Origin of the sequence: Catenovulum sediminis, from assembly GCF_007289895.1 — a bacterium.
GTDB classification, from domain to species: Bacteria; Pseudomonadota; Gammaproteobacteria; order Enterobacterales; family Alteromonadaceae; genus Catenovulum; species Catenovulum sediminis.
Genome location: NZ_CP041660.1, coordinates 3,096,721 through 3,115,597, shown reverse-complemented (window position 1 = coordinate 3,115,597; position 18,877 = coordinate 3,096,721). Strand labels below are relative to the sequence as shown.

The window sequence follows — 18,877 nt, the reverse complement described above, 5'->3', positions numbered from 1 at the left end:
ATTCACTTTATAAGTTTTCCAAGACATCATCCGGAATATCTGCATTAGAATAAACATCCTGCACATCATCTAAATCTTCCAGCATATCAATCAAGCGTAATAACTTAGGTGCACTGTCAACATCTAATTCAGACTTAGTTGAAGGCACCAGTGTCACTTCAGCATTTTCAGCTTTTAAACCAGCTGCATCCAATGCATCTTTTACCACACCAAAATTTTCGGCTGTGGTATAAACTTCAAAAGTTCCGTCGTCATTATTAATGACATCATCCGCCCCCGCCTCCAATGCGGCTTCCATAAGCGCATCTTCTTCGGTTTTAGCGCCATAACTAATCACCCCTTTTTTATCAAAAAGGTAAGCAACTGAACCGTCTGTGCCTAAATTACCGCCGCACTTTGTAAAGGCATGACGCACTTCAGAAACCGTCCGGTTGCGATTATCTGTCATGCATTGCACCATCACAGCAGTACCCGCAACACCATAACCCTCGTAGGTTATTTCTTCTAATACCTGACCGTCTAGCTCGCCTGCACCACGTTTAATTGCACGTTCAACCGTGTCTCGTGTCATATTATTTGACAAGGCTTTATCAATCGCGGCTCGCAGTCTTGGATTCGCTGATGGATCAGAGCCACCTTCACGAGAAGCAACGGTTAATTCACGAATCAATTTGGTGAATATTTTGCCGCGCTTGGCATCCTGCGCGGCTTTTCTGTGTTTAATATTGGCCCATTTACTATGACCTGCCATAAATTAAACTCCTGTACTGCTTTATTACGATTATTTTACTTCTTCTTCTTTTTCTTCTGTTTTTTCTTCTTTTGCTTTTATTTGGATCGCCAACTCTTCAAGTTGCTGCGGGTTTGCAAAGCCGGGCGCATCGGTTAACGGACAAGCTGCGGTTGTTGTTTTCGGAAAGGCCATCACATCGCGAATCGAAGTAGCACCTGTCATTAACATCACTAAGCGATCTAAGCCAAACGCTAAACCGGCATGTGGCGGCGCACCAAATTTAAGTGCATCTAGTAAGAATCCAAATTTTTCTTCTGCCTCTTCTGCACCAATGCCTAAGATTTCAAAAACAGCTTGCTGCATATCTTGTTGGTGAATACGCACAGAACCGCCACCCACTTCACAACCGTTTAATACCATATCGTATGCATTAGATAATGTATTTTCTGGATTTTGTTTGAGTTCTTCAGGGCTTACACCAACTGGTGCAGTAAATGGATGGTGCAATGGTGTTAAACCACCGTCATATTCTTCAAACATTGGGAAATCAACAACCCAAAGCGGCTTCCATTCATCGGCAACTAAGCCCAATTGCTCACCGATTTTAAGCCTAAGAGCACCAATGGCTTCACTGACAACTGTGTATTTATCTGAACCGAAGAATATAATATCGCCTGTTGCCGCCTCTGTTCGCGCTAAAATGCCTTCCACTACAGTATCCGGCAAGAACTTCAATATAGGTGACTGTAAACCTTCTCGGCCTTTTTCCAGATCATTAATTTTTAGCCAAGCCAAGCCTTTAGCACCATAAATACCAACAAACTTCGTTAATTCATCAATATCTTTACGTGAAAATTTATCCGCACCATTTGGCACTTTAAGCGCAGCAACGCGGCCTTTTGGATCATTTGCCGGCCCAGAAAATACCTTAAACTCAACATCCGCCATTAAATCAGCAACATCAACCATCTCAAGCGGGTTGCGTAAATCAGGTTTATCACTACCGTATTTAGCCATTGCATCGGCATAAGTCATACGAGGGAATTCACCTAAATCTACATCCAATAACTTGCTGAATAACTGTCGCGTCATATCTTCAGTGACAGCCATCACCTCATCTGCTGACATAAATGAGGTTTCAATATCAATTTGCGTAAATTCTGGCTGACGATCTGCCCGTAAATCTTCGTCACGGAAGCATTTAACAATCTGATAGTATCTGTCCATTCCCGACATCATCAACAATTGTTTAAACAATTGCGGTGATTGTGGCAACGCAAAAAACTGACCTTTGTGCGTGCGGCTAGGCACTAAATAATCTCGTGCACCTTCAGGTGTTGCTTTGGTTAATATCGGAGTTTCGATATCTAAAAAGTCATGTTCGTCTAAATAGCGGCGAATTTCACTGGTAACGCGCGCGCGGAATTTTAACTTATTCGCCATTTCAGGGCGTCGTAAGTCTAAATAGCGATATTTAAGTCTTTGCTCTTCAGAATTATTTAAATGACCGTCCATGTTTAATGGTAGCGGCGCTGAAGCATTCAAGATAGTCAGTTCTGAGGCTAAAATTTCAACCCCACCCGTCGCCATATTTTTATTGACCTGACTTTCCGGGCGTGCTCTGACTTTACCTTTTAACTGAATACAAAACTCATGCTTTAATTTATTTGCCGTGGCAAATAATGCTTCGAAATCTGGGTCGATAACAACCTGAACCAAACCTTTAACATCGCGCAGGTCTAAAAATATTAACCCACCTAAATCACGGCGGCGGTTAACCCAACCACATAAAGTAACTTGCTGATCTATTAATGACTCGTTGACCTGCCCGCAAAAATGGCTTCGCATAGTATTGTGCTTCCTGAATTCTGTTGTTATTTATGTCAAAAATTGCGCCAGATTATATACCTAATCGCCCCTGTATTGCTAGTTAAGGGCGATAAGACACAAAGGGTCAATTCAATTAATCAAATAAAACTCAGGAATTGGATATTTTTCGCTCTACTTTATGCCACCAATTAAGTGCATTTTGCAACATCAGATAATTTATTGGCACCAAAAATAGAGTTACAAAAGGGGCAAACAAAATGCCAAAACCAAGTGAAACCGCCATCGGCACTAAAAACTGGGCTTGACTGGATTGGTCTAAAATCAAAGGTAATAATCCTAGAAAGGTGGTACTCGAGGTCAAAAAGACTGGCCGTAAACGGGTTGAAGTGACCTTCATAACCGCATCAACAATTTTTGTCCCTGTTGCACTTTGTTTGTTAATAAAATCAACTAGGACAACTGCATCGTTTACCACAACTCCTACTAACGCGATTAAACCGATAAAGCTCATCATGGTCAGATCAATGGACAACAACCAATGTCCAGCCATCGAGCCAATAACGCTAAAGGGAATAACGGACATCACGATAATGGGATGAACATATGATTTAAACGGAATTGCCAAAATACCATAAATTAAAACCAGCGCCCCCAAGATCCCCCACTTTAAAGATTCAAAGGTATTTTTAAGCTCGCTACTTTCTCCGACCAATTTAAAATCAACATCCGGATAAACCATCGCCATCCCTTGCAAATAATCCGTCAACTCATCATTTAAAGCGGATAAATCGACTTTGGGGTTAGAAAAATCAGCAGTAATATCTATGCTTCTTTGATGATCGACACGGCGAATAATTTGCGGGCCTGATTCTGTTCTAAAACTAGCAAGTTGTGACAATGGTACTTCTCTATTGTTGGGCAGATGCACCATAAAACGTTGTAAATCGGGTAAAGATTGGCGCTCATTTAATGGCAATTTAACTTTTACCCTAACTTCATGCCCGTTGCGAATAATACGCTGTACCTCAATCCCCCAAAACCCAGCACGCACTTGACTTAACAGATCAGCTCGTGTGACACCAAGCGTTTTAGCCAAAGGTGTTAATTCGATAAAAAGTTGTTGTTTGCCCGGCGAAAAGTTATCAGCAACATCTTCGACATGGGCAAATGTTGATAACTTCACTTTAATCTGTTCTGCAACTAATTGCAGTTTTTCCAAGTCATTTGCAGAAATACGCACATCAATTAAATTATTTGTTTTGCCAGCTTGTGATTCAAATACCAAACTTTCTGCACCAATCACCAGACCTATCAGTTTTCGCCAAGCTTGTTCAAGCTCTATGCTGGAAACGGCAAAATCATGTTGCTCTGAAGGCGCTAAATCAAAACTGACAAAGCCAACATACGGATTATTTTGCTGATTATCTTCAGCGCCGGTAACCGAGACAATATTTCGAATTAAACTTTCTCCGATTTTTTCATCCTGATACATTTTTTGTAGAACTTGCGCTTGCTGACTAATATGCAGAATATTTTTGTCGATAATATGTGTGTTTGTTCCGGCTGGCATAGTTAACGTGACTTTGACCTGTTCGCTGGATATTTTTGGAAAAAACACAAACTTATTTTCGCCGGTAAAAACAGCTGAAACCACAACCAGTAAAAAACCACTGAAGATAATCAAACAACTATATTTATTTTTTATACTCCAGCTCAGCGCCGGGCGATAAAACCTTTCACTATGTTTTGCAAAACCTCGATTAAAACGGTATTGCCAACCCGCCAAACCAGATATATGTCCACTGGTTTGCAACTGCACAAATTTAAGTCTTGCCGGTAATACCCATTTAGATTCCAGCAAACTAAATACCAATACCGGAATAACAACCGCCGCAATCTGCGATAAAATAACGCCTTGCGAGCCACTCACAAAAAACAATGGAATAAAAGCAACAATAGTGGTTAAAACCCCTAAAGTAACGGGTTGCGCGACCTCTTGAGTGCCGGCTATGGCCGCATGTAACCCCGACTCAGCATGTTCCAGATGACTATACACATTTTCGCCGGTGACAATGGCATCATCCACCACCATACCCAAAACCAAAATAAAGCCAAACATACTGATTAAATTTAAACTCACGCCAAATAATGGCATGACAGCAAAAGCCCCTAAAAAGCTCAGCGGGATCCCCAAGAACACCCAAAACGCAACCGCGGGTCGCAAGAAAAGGGTTAACATTAACAGTACCAAAACACTGCCGTACAAAGCGCTGGTTGCCATACCTTCAATACGATTTTCAAGTCTTTCTGCGTTGTCACTCCAATGGCTGATATAAATCCCTTCCGGCAAATCTTGTTGTTTGTGCTTGATATAATTTTTTGTGATCTTGGCCAGTTTAATTGCGTTTTGCGATTCAGTTTGCATAACTTCTAACAACACAGCCGGGTAACCATTAAAACGCGTCGTTAGCGCAACTTCGGCAAAACCATCATCAATCTGTGCGATTTGATTCAGTTTAACGGTACTGCCATTTTCCTGATATTTTACAACAATGTTTTCAAGTGCCCGCCCTTCGTAAGCCTGCCCTTGCGAGCGAATAATAATATCGCCGTTTGCGGAATGTATATGCCCGGCTGATAAGTCCTGTGCGTTTTCTTCAATTGCTTTGGCGACCTCTGCTAGACTTAAATTGTACTTTTGCAAAGTATCAGACGATATTTGAATTGAAATTTCATAATCTGGCACATGACGCATCACCAACTTTTTTAAAGTGGGTATGGCGCCTAATTCAGCTTCAACTTTTTCTGCAAAATGCCGAATTGCGCGTTCAGATGCATCGCCATAGATAACCACCCCTAAAACAGATGAAAATTCATTTTTTAAACGAATACTGGGTTTATCAATTTCTTTTGGCAATGTATTAATTGAATCAATTTTCAGCTTAATATTTTGCATCACTTTCGTGGTATCAACGCCGCTGTGCAACTTAGCCGTTATTATGCTGCGCTCTTGCGCGGACTCACTAAATACCTGCTGTACACCCGATAATTCTTTTATGGCAGACTCGATATGGGTTGTGACTTTTAACTCAACATCAGATGGCACAGCGGCCGGATAACGCACACTTATCTCTATTTGTTCGGCTTCCAAACTCGGTAAAACCTGATGCGGAATTTGATAAACCAAAGACCAAGCACCCGCCAACAACAAACAAGTCATCAATAAATTAGCGGCAATATCGTTTTTAGCAAACCAAGCTATCATGGATAGACCGCCTTTGGTTTAGCCTGATGATTGAGCGGTTCAATCTGGGTAAACGAATTAACCTTAACATTGTCTGGTACTTGACCAAGCGGCGTGACAACTAACCAATCGCCATCTTGTAAGCCTGACCGTACCACTGCATGCTTGTGGTTGCGCCACAAAATATCGAGTTTTCGTTCAACTAATTGACCATCTTTTACCACATAAACAAACTCATTTTGATAAACAGCTTGTGGGTTGATCACAAAAACGTTATTCAATTGAGCACCATTAAATCGTGCGGTCACATACTGACCTAATTTAAGCGGTTGTTGACCATCGGCTAAATTTGCATAGGGCTTGCGAATAATCACCACAACATGCAACTGTTGACTGGCATTATCAATCGCCCCTTCAGTTCGGATCAATTCGCCTTGCCATAACTCCTGCTGGCCTAAATTGGATTCAATCGTGACAAAATGTTTGCCAGAAGGTAGATTTACTTGCGATATATTTTCGGTTAACGAAGGTAAACTGATAAACGGGAGATCTTCATTGCTAAGTGGCAACCTCACCTCAAAAGCATCAATTGCGTAAATTTCACCTAATACATTGTTGTTGCCGACGACCTGACCAATTGCGACATTTTTAAATAACGTATGGCCGTCGTAAGGTGCTTTGATTTGGGTTCTTTCTAAATTTAATTTTGCTTTATTTAATAGCGCTTCTGCTGATAACAATCTCGCTTCTGCGGCAGCAAGTTGAGGTTTTCTAAGCACTAATTCAGGTGGTTGTTTATTCCCTTGCGCTCTGTGCCAATCTACTTCGGCTTGTTTTGCTCGGGCGAGTTCCTGTAAATAATTTTGTTTTGCGGTTAAATAACCGGCGTTTGCAACTTCAACGTCTGCTAAATAATCACGCTGATCGATAGAAACTAAAAGCTCTCCTTTTTTAAAAAAGCCGCCACTATAAAAACCTGAACTAACATACGTGACAGCCCCGTGAATTTGGCTGACAACCTGCCCTTGAATACGCGCCTGAACCCGCCCATAAGAGGTAATTTCAGGCACAAATGAAGTTCGTTTAACTTGCTCAACCAAAACATTCAGTTCTGCTTTTTTGGGTGCCTGACTTTGCTCGTTCATATCGTCTGTTAACCAATACAGTGCAATAAATAAACTGAATAAAGTGACCAATACCAGAGGAAAACTATCGCGCATTAAGACTATCCACTATACAAAAAATTAACATTTATAAAAATTACTTTAATACTAGCCATTTAAAACGCATTTGCCCAATAATTTATGCACTCGATAAAGTCAGGCACGCGCAGGCAATTTAAGGTAAAATCACGCGCAATTTAGATTAAAACCAACTTTGCACGGTATTTAAAAAACAAGATGGTTAAAAAAGATAATATTTATGCGTCACCGTTACCTAAGGTAAAAGACTTTGTGTTTGATGAAAGTGTAGTTGACGTATTTTCAGACATGATTGAACGTTCTGTTCCGGGCTATCAGACAATTATTTCAACAATCGGGCATTTAGCGAAAGAGCATGCGCAAGCTGACAGTAACATCTATGATTTGGGTTGCTCTTTAGGGGCGGCTACTCTGGCGATGCGCCGCAATATAGACGTTAAAAACTGCAAAATAATTGCCGTTGATTATTCACAGGCAATGGCACAGCGCTGTGAAAAAAATCTAGCCAGTTTTAAAAGCAATATTGAAACGCTAGTATTGTGCGACGATGCGCTGAAAATAAAGATAGAAAATGCTTCGTTTGTGGTACTGAATTTTACCCTGCAATTTATTCAACCAGAAGATCGCCAACAACTGATTAATCAAATTTACGCCGGCTTAAAACCCGGTGGTATATTAATTCTGTCTGAGAAATTACGTTTTGAACAACCTTCAGTGCAATCTGTTATAGATGAACTCCACCTTGATTTTAAACGCGCACATGGCTACAGCGAACTCGAAATCAGCCAAAAACGCAGTGCAATTGAAAATGTCATGCGCACAGATACGTTAAACATTCACTACGCGCGTTTAAAAACCGCAGGTTTTAAGCAATATAACCAGTGGTATCAATGCTTTAACTTTACTTCAATGATGGCGATAAAATAATGCTTTTTAATTCTTTTTACCGTTCAATTTTAGATTCAAAACTTAATGTGTGGTTAGAAAGCATGCCTGCTTTATTGGCGGACTGGCACAAAAACGCATTGCATGGTGAATTTAAAAATTGGCAAAAAACCATCCAGAATTTACCAGAAGCTGACGCGTCACACCTTAATTTTAAAGACAAGGTGCAAATCGGCACCGCGCAAGATTTAAACACCGGCCAGCAAAAAAGATTGGAAGTATTGCTTAAACAGTTTATGCCATGGCGAAAAGGCCCCTTTGAACTGTTTCATATTAACTTAAATACAGAATGGCGCAGTGACTGGAAATGGGACCGATTGTTACCCCATATAGCGCCATTAAAAGGCAGAACTGTTTTAGATGTGGGCTGCGGCAATGGGTACCATATGTGGCGTATGTTAGGTGAGCAGGCTGAAATGGTAATAGGTGCCGATCCTTCACAGCTCTTTGTCGTGCAGTTTCAGGCAATGCAAAAATATGCGAAACAAGACAACATTCATTTACTACCCTTAGGGGTAGAGCAGTTACCCGCCAGTCACGCTTTTGACACTGTTTTTTCGATGGGCGTGTTATATCACAGACGCAGTGCGTTTGATTTTTTACAGCAACTCAAAGACCAACTCAGACCCGGCGGACAACTTGTATTAGAAACCATAGTGGTAGAAGGTGATGAACAAACAGTATTAGTACCGGGCGAACGCTACGCAAAAATGCGCAATGTTTGGTTTATTCCCAGCAGTAAAGCGCTATGCCACTGGTTAACGCGTGTCGGCTTTAAAAACATTAAAGTGGTTGATGAAACGGTTACCCGTTTAGATGAACAAAGAAAAACAGAGTGGATGGAAAATGAATCACTCAAGGATTTTCTAAACCCTGACGATACAACTAAAACCATTGAAGGCTACCCTGCTCCTATTCGTGCAGTGATACTGGCAGAAAAATAACAGCAAAGAAGTAAAATTTGACGTACGGGTACTATTGCGCGTACTCTTTTTAGATACAGACAACAAGGCATGCATAGCATATGAATCAAGCTGAAATCACATTATTAATGGAAGAATCTGCAACTGATGCAGTCAATTATATTCGCGATGAATATGCCTTGACTTTGGATTACAGCATCGAAAGCATTGCTCAAATAGATAAAATTATTTTATGGAGCATTGCTAAATTAAAAGATGAGAAAGAGCGTAAACAAGATTTTATTTTTGTCATCTGCAACATGCTAGGTGCATATATGGGGGAAACCTTTCGTAAACATATTGGCGGCGAATGGTTATATGACGATAGCGACCCGAACGCACCCACTGTTATGTTATCTTTTTCAAGCCATACTTTTGCATTTCCCGGTATTTGTTACCAAAAACTAGTCAATGACGTAAACACCAGTGTTAAAAAATATTTTGATATTGCAATATCAAACGTTACGCAGTAAAAATTTGCAAGGCCTGTGACTACGCTTTAAGGTGAGTAAGCTGCCTTTTTGTTTCTGGCTGGCTATTGTGCTGTTCAATTGTCTTTCTAAAGCTGATATTTTTCGACCAATGCTCTGAGGTCTTTAATTGATGCATCCGCTTGTTCGCTTTTGCTGTAGACCGTCAATAACGTGATGCGCTCTGTTGTTTTTATATAATAAATAACTCTATAACCACCGCTTTTACCTCGGTTACTGTCGTTATTTTTGACTCTAACCTTGTATAGTGAAGCGCCAACACCGGCTATTTGCTCTCCTGGCGTTTCGCCTTCAGCCAATGTGGTAAATAGTGGTGTCAGGTCTTTTTGGATACTTCTATATTTTTTAGCAAGCTGTCTAACGTTTCTTTTAAATTCAGGCGCAAACTCAACTTTAGTCGACATCAATACCATCCCACAAGGTACTGATATCTTCACCTTCGCCCGCTAACGCCTCTTGCAATCCTTTCTCTACGCTAGCAAGTGGTGATTTTAAACTCACACTTTCTCTAAAGGTATGAACTATATTTAACAAAGCAGCTAGGTGCTCTGCTGGGGTTTGATCGATTTCTTTATGTAACGCTTGGGCATAATCTGTCGTTTTCATTTTGACTTTCTCCACTTCTATTGAGATAAACAGAGCTATAATACGCGTACGTATTTTAACCGATTTTATCATCATCTTGTTAAAAAAGACTACCTAGACTGAATTCAATACTATTGCCAAAGGCACCCCGCCATGCAGTCCTACACATAGAGGCATTTTCCCTATTATTTTCAGGTTGTTGTGAGCAGATATCTGGTTCATTTGTGCAGTATCTTACTTTTTAGCCCTAGATGCACTTTATTTTCTTGACGCTGGTTTCCTTCTCTTGCGGCGTACATTTGCACTATTTTTGGGTTCTGTTGGGACTTCAATGTTTTTATCGGGATAATAGATAGCAACCGGTTTAGGTTTTAATCCGCCTGGAGCCATACCGTTCTGAAGCTCAACCTCATACATGGGTAATGGCTTTTCAGCTCCGCTTATCTTACGTTTGTATAACTCATGATATAAACCCGTGTATTTTTCAAGTCGTTGGTCTATCGGAAAGCTACGGCCATCTTTAAAATGGATTCGATATTTAGGAACAGGCATTCCATATGGGCTAACGGGTAGAGGCGGAATCTCAACCGAAGCCACCTCATGCCAATCGTAGTCTTTTCCGTTGTTTAGCCGGATGCAGGTATCACTTGTAGCCAACAACACCTGACCACTTTCGAGCCAGTCTTTTGTTCGTAATACAACAAAAACACCAAGAAAACCAAGCGCGCCTAAAACAAATTCTATCTCTAACACAGGAAATGCTGAAAACAACGCTAAAGCAATCCAAAAACTATAGTTAATGTAATCCATCCAAGAACTGACAAAACATTGCCACCAACTAAACTTGTAATGTTTATATATATTCAATTGAGCATTTTCACTTAGTGCTGACGTGCCGATACGGTTATTTGTGAACATCAAAATGACCAATTTGAAAACACATTGTTGCCATAATTTCCAATGAAACTATCAAAACTTTCATCAGCAAAAGCTCCAAAATTCTTGGGTACCCAATTTGAAGAAGAAAAATATTTATTTAATCCAAAACCTGCAGCCCCGCCAGCAAACGTAGCTAAAATTAAATGGTCATAATTAATTTCTTCTCTTCCCATTGATTGCTCCCATCTTTGATCTAAAAATTCAGTCGCTAAACTAGTTCCCATTCCGGCTAGAACTGTATTTCTAACCCTTCCAAAAGCAGCCCCACCTATAAAACCCGTTGTAAATGACTTAAACGGATTTGAGCCATCAACTCCGTTAAAAGCCAAATCTGCGGCTAGGTTTGTTGCACCATTAACACCACCTTGTTGAATAACCGATTGGAATGTTTTATTTATAGCCAAGTTTCCAAGTTGGGTATTGAGTGATCCAGCAGTACCTGTTAATCCAACCCTTGCATTTTGACCTGCTTGTAACGCAACCTTTCTCAATGCAACTTTTGTTATTTCTGTTTGAGCCAAGCTCAATGGATTAGCCTGCCAAATCGCGCTTCTTGCGTAAGTGCCTGCATGTAAAACCATATCATCGGCAAGATTTACGCTGGCTCTGCCCAATGTCATTAGCCCATGCCCGACTTGAGGTACCAAATTGACCATTCCACGAAGCGCCAAGTTTCCTAAAGCACCAATGCCCGTCACCAAACTCGGTAGTGTTGCAATTCCACCAACTAACTGTAACGAAACGGCTTGCAACTCGCGTGTTGTTTTCGTCCCTTCATTTCGTGCAAAGGCCATTCGTGTAGCAGAATCATTCATATCAATGATATTGCCTGTAGTAACCCGGTTAGCTTTGCCGACGTTGTAGTTATGAATTCCTCTGGCTATGCCTGCTTGATAGGACGCTTCAATTCTTTGATTGCCTTGAACACTAGTAAACGCAAATTTATAGGCAAGTCCTGCTGCAGGACTGCCTTTCAAGAAATCAGTCACATGGTTAAGCACACCATCACCGTAGTTGAAAAAGGCATTGTCTGATCCATTGGATAAATAAAACCCTTTGGTTTCATCAATTCCAACAATACTTCCGTTTAATTTAGGGCCGCTACCTGACGATCCCGAACCGCCTGAGTTACTGTTGCCACCTGAACCGCCATTCGAAATTGTGCCACCGTTTTCTTTAGCAACCGCCTTAGCGGCGGCATAGGTTGCCTCTTTTTCTGAAGCACCCGATTGAATCGCATTTGTGTATGCTTCGTCAGCAGTCTTTTTAGCTTGAGTTTTAGAAGTTGGTTTAGCACTCATCCCCTCAACAATGCTATTCCCCAACGCATTGCCAAAATCATAACCGATTGATTTATAGAACTTCAATCAGTGGATGGACTAGAAATCTAACATCCATGGGCTTTACAATGTAATTACTTAAACACCTCTATGAAGTATGAACGGCAAAAATATACCTGCAAAAAGAACTAGTATCCCAATTACTGCGGGTGTGACCAAATATTTTTGGTCATATTTATCTAGATTTTTTTCGTTTATTTCAGGGTACATCTGCGGATATTTCAAATAACGCTTGTTTCTTACACTATAAAAGTAATAAGCAATCATGGTCGCAATTGCGCTTAAAAAGACGTTCGGAACACCAAATATGTTTCCCCCCATAAATATGTCAGCCATAGGAACATCCATAACGACCCCTATTAAACTAAATGACCCATTAAAAAAAAGAAGACCATGCACCCCCATGCCGATCAAAGTAATGTGTGCAATCAGAGTTGAAGATGCATACTTATTCTCATTTTTTTTTATGCGCAAATATCCAACATAAAACATTAAGTCTAATAATCGAATCATTATTTACCTATCTATTGTCCCTAAACGGGGCTCGTACGGTTTTAACGTTTCGCTATCCCATGGGTTTATCCAACTATCGCCACCAAAATTGGTCGCAGCAAAATAACCGATAGATACAACAGCCCCAATAGGGCCGCCAAATACACCGATATAAGTCATGGCGATATCGGTGGCCAATTTGGCACCGTTATACCCTAAAGTGGTCCCACTAACACTACCCGTTGAACGTACTTCATTGGTGATATTTGCATGTGTGTCATAAATTGAAAATCCAACACCGACTCCACCCAAAGCTCGCCCACCCCATACTCCGGCGGTATGCAATGCACTACGCCCTTGGTTATAACTTACCAACGTTCGGCTATTTGTCGCTTCACTGTAAGGAACCAAATCAGGGCTTGCGATTGAAAATGGCCTAGTCCAACCATTGCTAGCGTTGTTTGCCCAATATGTTTTAATTTGCCAAGAATTAGATGCACTGCTCAAACTAAAAGTATTCGGATTAAGACCAAACTTATTTGAGAAACTAAAACTAGGAATGTGTTCAGCAAATGCCAGATACGGAGAAGCCTTAGTCATCAATTCATTATATGGAGTCATCCACCCTGTTCCAATTAGATTTAATTGAGCAGGGGCTTGATATGAAGAAACATAGCCACTTTTCCACGGACCAAGTGAAGTATGAATTTCCCATGGGCCAGGGAAGCCAAATGAATTTGTAACCGGGCTAGCATTATTCGATGAGTTTAAATAACCCAATGACCAAGGCCCAGCAACCCCAGCTCCATTTCTAACAGGATCTAACGTCATGGAAGGAAAATCGCCTCCATCCGCTAAATTAACCTCTATGTAGCTAGAATCACTACCACCCAGTTCACGGAATTTTCGCTGAGTTTCTTCATATGCTACATTTTTTTGATGTTCATATGTTGAGGACTGCTTACTATACAAATCATCGGCTAAAGCTGCATTTCTAGTTACTGCATTTGCTCGATAAGCAGCCAGCTTCTCTTGTCTAGCTATTAGCTTAGCTTCTTCTTTTGCATCAGATACCTCACGTTGCTGTTGAGACTTTTCTTCTAATTTTTGAGTGGCTGCTGCATCAAGATCAGCTGAAGTTTTAGCTGCTATTTCGTTGACTGCTTGATTCAATTTGTCATTTACTGACTTTTCTAACTTAGATAAATCAATTTTTGGATCTGGTGTTTTTGGTGCGGACTTCATCCCCTCAACAATGCTATTCCCCAACGCATTGCCAAAAGCAATCACCCCGCCATGCAGTCTTACAGATAGAGGCATTTTCCCTTTTATTTTCAGGTTGTTGTGAGCAGATATCTGGTTCATTTGTGCAGTATCTTACTTTTTAGCCCTAGATGCACTTTTTTTCTTAATGGCGGGTAAATGGCTGAGCTGGCCGCTAGGCCAACATAGCCATTTACCCGTCTATTGCCCCTTGGGGTTGGGGGTTATAAAGTGTTGGCGCTTGCGCCAGCTTTGTAGGCTTTAGGTAATTTATACATTATGTAAATTACAGGGCGCTAGCGGACTGCGAAGCTACAAAAGGCGCATTGTAAGGAGCTTGCGACTGGAGATGTGGGGTTTGGTAAATAAAAAACCCGCAGTGAGCCTTTAAGCGTGGGCGCTGGCCTTGCTGGTTTAGTGCTTATGTTTACTGGGGCTTTTGTTGCAAGGCCTGTGACTGCACTTTAAGGTGAGCAAGCTGCCTTTTTGTTTCTGGGAGCTTGCCGACAGCTTTTGTCATTTATGGTGTACTCGGTGTAATTGCACGTCCATATAGTTTCTTAGAAGCTTGTTGATACGTGTTTGATAGCCCTGTCCTTCAGATTTTAAAAATTCCAGTACATCTTCATCTAACCTTAAAGTTACTGATTTTTTTGCAGGCATTCTAAGCTGTGCGTGATTAAAAAAATCATTACCTAACTCTGGAATATCACTTGTGTCTATATCTTCATCCGACATTTCTGCCAGTCTTTTCCAATCGGTTTTAGAGACTTTGTTCATAGCGTTTCACCTCTTGCTTTGTCGCCAATCGAGCTGAGATTATCCTAATGGTATCGCCTTCTCGTTCTGTGTATACCACAACACCTATTTGATAGCGCAACCAACCTATTCCTATCCATCTGTCTTCATAGTATGCAAATCGTGTGTCTTGCTGAATAACCATTGGGTGGTTAAACATGTCTAAAACGTCATTAAAGTCGATACCATGCTTTTGAATGTTTATTGCGTTTTTATTCTCATCCCATTCAAACTGCATTGTCACAACCTGTACATACATTTGTATTTACAATTCTAGTAGCTTTTGTGTGATTTGTCATTTTTAATCTTCTTCATCCTCTAACATTTGCTGTAATTCAGCCATATCCCCACCTTCTGAGGCTTTTTTCAGTTTGGCGGGATGGCAGCGTGTGTGAACATCTTTTAAAGCTTTGATGCTCACTTGCGTATATATCTCTGTGGTGCTCAGCTCTGCATGACCTAGCATGGCTTGGATAAAGCGAATGTCTGCGCCATTTTCTAACATCAGTGTGGTCATTGTATGCCTGAATAAATGGCAGCTGCCTTGTTTGGGAATGCCCGATTTTTCAACATATTGGGATTACTGATGCATTTAAGTTAGATTGCACCGATAAAACCATTGAAAAAGAATTGATTAATGCCGCTTTTAGCCAAGTGAAAGCGCATAAAACTTTATACATATTAATCGATGAAGCGCATTTATTGGAAATAGCCGCACTACGTAAACTCCGTTTATTGTTTGAACGTTTGAGCCACATGGATGTGGTAAATGTCGATTTTGCAGGAGCAAAAATCGCCCCCAAAAAATCATAACTTAGTTTTATTAGCTCAACCTGAGCTATTGCATGCATTATCGCTCACTGCCAATCAAGATATTAAAAGCCGGATTACCTATTCAGCGCATATAAAACCTCTCAATGATGATGACTTACAAGCCTTTATCATTCGTGAACTTGAGCAAGCCACAATGGGCATAAACACCTTTGACTCTGCTGCCATTGAGGTCATACTGCGCTCGGCAAATGGTAACTTACGTTTATGCCGTAATCTTTGTTATGCCAGTTTGATTGAAGCCTGTCGCGAGGCCAAAAAGATGGTCACCATCAGCCATGTGAACAATGTACTGATTCAACCACATTGGCGCAGCCATGAAGAATTGATTAAGCAACAGGTGGCATCATGAAAATATTGCAAACAACTCAATACCTAAGTGCTGAAGACGCCGAGTCGATCATACAGTTCTTGGATGATATCCGCGAAATGCTAATCGCGCATTACGGTGAGGAAATACGTCAACATCATCGTAGTCGTTTAAAACTCGAAGAAAATGGGCAGAAAAATGAATAGTTAAACCTAATATGCCGAATCATCATACGCCCAACGCCTGAGTTAAATACTCGGGCGTTTTCCGTTTTATCGAGGTGGTAATTTGACCTTATTTGGAAAATTGCCAGCTCCATCCAATACGACAACAAATTGGTTAAGAGTATGATTCAGTTTAGGAAAGAGTATGATTGGAGTTGGTAAATTGTACGGTATGAATTTGGTAACGCCGAAAAATCGTTCGATATTAGCGTGGTAAAAACGTCATATTTTGGCCAAATCTTACGATATTTTGCTTGGTAAAAAGTATGACGTTATTTTTGTAAACTACAAGAGACTCAAAAAACGGTCACCATAACCCATGTTAATCAAGTGCTCGTGCAGCCGCACTGGCGTAGCCACGAGCAATTAATAAAGCAACAGGTAACTTAATATCAGCGTTTAACTTTAACCTTGTTTTGTGATTTAGCGATCGAGAAAACAGGGCTTTTAAATGCTCGCTACGCGAGCATTTAAGCAGAAAATACACTGGAGCGAAAGCCCTTTTTTTGTGTCAAAAACTCAGCTAAAGCCTTTATTCACAATATGTTCGATAGCAATTCGGTTCAAACTATGACAGCAATTTGGCTGAGTTGAAAATTGTTATGATGGCAGTGCGGGAAAGTAGTGTGTTTTTTAAACGATCGTATGATGAACAATTTGGCCGAAAGTATGATGGGAAAAAAGTACGCTACATTTACTTACTTAAATTAAAAAGCCCCGCGTGTGAGGTGAGTCCTTATAATTGGATAATCCAGTTATTTAGTTTCACTTCAGAATGCGGAGCTTTGGATTAAATGCTTGAGCGTAATAATCAAAAAGATTACAGAAGAAGCGATTTTTTCAGCTCTTCAAAATCTTCACTGTATATTTCTAGCTGCCCACTTTCATATTTATTAGAAATTTCTTTTTTCCAGTCTAAGTGACCGTATACATTTAGACATAACTTTTCCAGTACATATTTTGGTGCTCCAACAACAAAGTAGTCATCTGGGTGATAAATTCCAAGCCAATTTAATTTGTCACCTGATGTATAAAAGCCTTCGTAGACAAGGTTTAACTCTTGAAACTTATCAAAACTGCTCCAATTCTTCTGATTTTGAACGAGTAAATCAGGTTTCTTGTCATTAACGTCGATAAATGCTTTAAACACTAATTCGTCATTACCTAGCGCCTCATTCAATTCAAAAATAGCTTCATACAAAACTTCATCGACAAGTTGATCATTCGAAGATGAGAAAACAGCATAATCCAATTCTTGGTGAAATGGGTTATCTGGGAGTTTTCTCCAATCGCCAAGTTTACGCTCTATATCTGATATGTAGTTCATCAAAATCATCTCATTTTTATTTGCCTCTAATTAAAGTTAGAGGCGACATCTATCCTGACACAGGGGGCCATAAGGCCTAAAATGCTGACGGGAGTTACCACTCGTTTGGAAAGACAAATCACCGTATTTGGAAATAAGCTTATTGCCTAAATATACATAACTTACACCATCACCCGAAGTTGTACTTTTAGTTCGATATAGTAACTGACCATCAAAGCTATACATTGAGTAGGTTGTATCACTGCCTTCTACCTGCTTTACTCGACGGTTGTGTCCATCGTACAAATAGCTATTGCCATTCGCAGAAGCTAATTGATTTGCAGCGTTGAAGTTCAGTGAATAAGCGCCATTATTGGTAATGTTACCGCGTGTATCATAGCCTATAGAGCTATAACGTCCACTGACACCGGAAACACTAGAAAGTCTATTATTTGCATAATCATATGTATAATCTAACTCTCGATTCTTGCTTTTGTAATAAGTGATATTACCAAAACCGTCATATTCTATTTCGCTAGAGCCGCTGCCGTAGCCGCCATACGTGTATATAAGCCTATCAAGACCATCATATCCCATACTGGTTAAACTGTAATTTACCTCACTTCTATCGAACGATCCCGCGATTTTTTACCAAATTATCATCAACTTTAAATTCATGATTATTATGGTAATTTGGGAAACAGAATTTCTGTGTAGAATTTTAACTTTTACTAAAATGGTTAATTTTCATGCAGCGATTTTTTTCTTCACTTTTTGAGTTAGATATTTTCACTCGTTCTTTAGATAGCTTAAATTCTAATCAAACTTGCCAGCATTGTGCTTGCTCTAACAGTTGGGTGTCTCATGGTTTTATTTATCGTAAAGGTTGGCAAACGTATTTTATGTGCCAACCGTTATGGTAAATCAGGTTGCGGCCGCACTTTGGCTTTGTACTTGTCTGATTTCATCCCTAACCGTCGTTATTCTTTTAGTGTGATTTGGGCATTTGTTTTGTCATTGCTGCAAGGGGCAACCGTTGAACAAGCTTATTATTCGGCCATTGGACATTGTCATTTTTCACACCGGCAAGCCTATCGTTGGCTTAGTGCTTTATATGCTCAATTGGGGTTATTTCGTAGTTGGTTAGCCCGTTTGAATTTGAACTTGTTAGATACTGGTTATCTAAATTTTCGCTCCACTCGTTTGGCGGTTTTGTTGTCGACCTTGGCAAGTTTTGCTCAGCGCTTTACCAATATCTCATCGATTCAAGCTGGTTTAAATTGCAGATTTTGTTGAATTTTTATCTTGTTTTTTACTGCAACCGATTTTGTCATTTAGGGCTTTTTTGCGTTGTTTTAATCTCCTGAAGCTTTATTAATTTT

Annotated in this window: 21 protein-coding genes and 1 pseudogene; 7 read left to right on the top strand and 15 right to left on the bottom strand. The window is 40.3% G+C overall.

Annotated elements, in window-relative coordinates; genetic code table 11:
• Positions 1–7: 7 nt before the first annotated feature.
• The 4 genes from FNT16_RS13200 to FNT16_RS13185 form a co-directional block, all read right to left on the bottom strand.
• Entirely contained in the window at positions 8–751 is a 744-nt protein-coding gene (locus FNT16_RS13200) for a YebC/PmpR family DNA-binding transcriptional regulator (RefSeq protein ID WP_143872019.1), read from the bottom strand.
• 30 nt (positions 752–781) lie between these two features.
• Positions 782–2,581 carry an aspartate--tRNA ligase gene (gene aspS, locus FNT16_RS13195; protein ID WP_143872018.1) on the bottom strand — a complete coding sequence of 600 codons (1,800 nt, stop codon included), beginning with the start codon at positions 2,579–2,581 and terminating at the stop codon, positions 782–784.
• A gap of 130 nt (positions 2,582–2,711) precedes the next feature.
• Positions 2,712–5,828: an efflux RND transporter permease subunit gene (locus tag FNT16_RS13190; protein ID WP_143872017.1), complete on the bottom strand. Its 3,117-nt coding sequence runs from the start codon at positions 5,826–5,828 to the stop codon at positions 2,712–2,714.
• Complete coding sequence (locus FNT16_RS13185; protein ID WP_143872016.1) at positions 5,825–7,027, bottom strand: efflux RND transporter periplasmic adaptor subunit; 1,203 nt, start codon at positions 7,025–7,027, stop codon at positions 5,825–5,827. The genes FNT16_RS13190 and FNT16_RS13185 overlap by 4 nt, the downstream gene beginning before the upstream one ends.
• Before the next feature lie 180 nt (positions 7,028–7,207).
• On the opposite strand from FNT16_RS13185, the gene cmoA reads away from it, so the two are divergent.
• The 3 genes from cmoA to FNT16_RS13170 all read left to right on the top strand — a co-directional run bounded on the left by cmoA (position 7,208) and on the right by FNT16_RS13170 (position 9,389).
• The gene (cmoA, locus tag FNT16_RS13180; protein WP_143872015.1) at positions 7,208–7,936 is read left to right on the top strand and encodes a carboxy-S-adenosyl-L-methionine synthase CmoA; all 729 of its coding nucleotides are present in this window, start codon (positions 7,208–7,210) and stop codon (positions 7,934–7,936) included.
• The gene (gene cmoB, locus FNT16_RS13175) at positions 7,936–8,898 is read left to right on the top strand and encodes a tRNA 5-methoxyuridine(34)/uridine 5-oxyacetic acid(34) synthase CmoB (protein WP_143872014.1); all 963 of its coding nucleotides are present in this window, start codon (positions 7,936–7,938) and stop codon (positions 8,896–8,898) included. Before cmoA ends, cmoB begins: the two co-directional genes overlap by 1 nt.
• An 80-nt stretch (positions 8,899–8,978) precedes the next feature.
• Positions 8,979–9,389: a hypothetical protein gene (locus FNT16_RS13170; protein WP_143872013.1), complete on the top strand. Its 411-nt coding sequence runs from the start codon at positions 8,979–8,981 to the stop codon at positions 9,387–9,389.
• 86 nt (positions 9,390–9,475) lie between these two features.
• Here FNT16_RS13170 and FNT16_RS13165 read toward each other — a convergent pair whose 3' ends face one another.
• From FNT16_RS13165 to FNT16_RS13125, 9 genes and pseudogenes are all read right to left on the bottom strand, one after another.
• A complete protein-coding gene (locus FNT16_RS13165; protein WP_221935028.1) occupies positions 9,476–9,811 on the bottom strand; it encodes a type II toxin-antitoxin system RelE/ParE family toxin in 336 nt (111 codons plus the stop codon).
• On the bottom strand, positions 9,801–10,013 hold the full coding sequence (locus tag FNT16_RS13160) for a hypothetical protein (RefSeq protein ID WP_143872012.1): 213 nt from the start codon (positions 10,011–10,013) through the stop codon (positions 9,801–9,803). Before FNT16_RS13160 ends, FNT16_RS13165 begins: the two co-directional genes overlap by 11 nt.
• A gap of 237 nt (positions 10,014–10,250) precedes the next feature.
• Positions 10,251–10,910, bottom strand: a complete 660-nt coding sequence (locus tag FNT16_RS13155; RefSeq protein WP_143872011.1) for a hypothetical protein — start codon at positions 10,908–10,910, stop codon at positions 10,251–10,253.
• A complete protein-coding gene (locus FNT16_RS13150; RefSeq protein WP_185976599.1) occupies positions 10,910–12,298 on the bottom strand; it encodes a hypothetical protein in 1,389 nt (462 codons plus the stop codon). Before FNT16_RS13150 ends, FNT16_RS13155 begins: the two co-directional genes overlap by 1 nt.
• Before the next feature lie 51 nt (positions 12,299–12,349).
• Positions 12,350–12,784 carry a hypothetical protein gene (locus tag FNT16_RS13145; protein ID WP_143872009.1) on the bottom strand — a complete coding sequence of 145 codons (435 nt, stop codon included), beginning with the start codon at positions 12,782–12,784 and terminating at the stop codon, positions 12,350–12,352.
• Positions 12,785–12,787: 3 nt separating this feature from the next.
• On the bottom strand, positions 12,788–14,128 hold the full coding sequence (locus FNT16_RS13140; protein ID WP_143872008.1) for a coiled-coil domain-containing protein: 1,341 nt from the start codon (positions 14,126–14,128) through the stop codon (positions 12,788–12,790).
• A gap of 414 nt (positions 14,129–14,542) precedes the next feature.
• Entirely contained in the window at positions 14,543–14,806 is a 264-nt protein-coding gene (locus FNT16_RS13135; RefSeq protein ID WP_143872007.1) for a BrnA antitoxin family protein, read from the bottom strand.
• Positions 14,790–15,062 (bottom strand): BrnT family toxin, encoded by a 273-nt coding sequence (locus FNT16_RS13130; protein ID WP_143872006.1) that lies wholly within the window; start codon positions 15,060–15,062, stop codon positions 14,790–14,792. Before FNT16_RS13130 ends, FNT16_RS13135 begins: the two co-directional genes overlap by 17 nt.
• Positions 15,063–15,125: 63 nt before the next feature.
• A pseudogene (locus tag FNT16_RS13125) lies at positions 15,126–15,389 on the bottom strand (tyrosine-type recombinase/integrase); the annotation flags it as partial.
• 65 nt (positions 15,390–15,454) lie between these two features.
• Here FNT16_RS13125 and FNT16_RS20395 point away from each other — a divergent pair.
• The 3 genes from FNT16_RS20395 to FNT16_RS20390 are packed head-to-tail and all read left to right on the top strand — an operon-like array spanning position 15,455 to position 16,171.
• The gene (locus tag FNT16_RS20395; RefSeq protein WP_185976598.1) at positions 15,455–15,637 is read left to right on the top strand and encodes a hypothetical protein; all 183 of its coding nucleotides are present in this window, start codon (positions 15,455–15,457) and stop codon (positions 15,635–15,637) included.
• A complete protein-coding gene (locus tag FNT16_RS13120; RefSeq protein WP_143872004.1) occupies positions 15,594–16,007 on the top strand; it encodes a hypothetical protein in 414 nt (137 codons plus the stop codon). Before FNT16_RS20395 ends, FNT16_RS13120 begins: the two co-directional genes overlap by 44 nt.
• Positions 16,004–16,171: a hypothetical protein gene (locus FNT16_RS20390; RefSeq protein ID WP_185976597.1), complete on the top strand. Its 168-nt coding sequence runs from the start codon at positions 16,004–16,006 to the stop codon at positions 16,169–16,171. Before FNT16_RS13120 ends, FNT16_RS20390 begins: the two co-directional genes overlap by 4 nt.
• A gap of 838 nt (positions 16,172–17,009) precedes the next feature.
• On the opposite strand, the gene FNT16_RS13115 is transcribed toward FNT16_RS20390, so the two are convergent.
• Complete coding sequence (locus FNT16_RS13115; RefSeq protein WP_143872003.1) at positions 17,010–17,516, bottom strand: hypothetical protein; 507 nt, start codon at positions 17,514–17,516, stop codon at positions 17,010–17,012.
• A 36-nt stretch (positions 17,517–17,552) separates the two neighbouring features.
• Positions 17,553–18,092, bottom strand: a complete 540-nt coding sequence (locus tag FNT16_RS13110) for a hypothetical protein (protein ID WP_143872002.1) — start codon at positions 18,090–18,092, stop codon at positions 17,553–17,555.
• A 267-nt stretch (positions 18,093–18,359) separates the two neighbouring features.
• Here FNT16_RS13110 and FNT16_RS13105 point away from each other — a divergent pair, with 267 nt between their 5' ends.
• Positions 18,360–18,791: a DUF1949 domain-containing protein gene (locus FNT16_RS13105; RefSeq protein ID WP_143872001.1), complete on the top strand. Its 432-nt coding sequence runs from the start codon at positions 18,360–18,362 to the stop codon at positions 18,789–18,791.
• Positions 18,792–18,877: the final 86 nt, after the last annotated feature.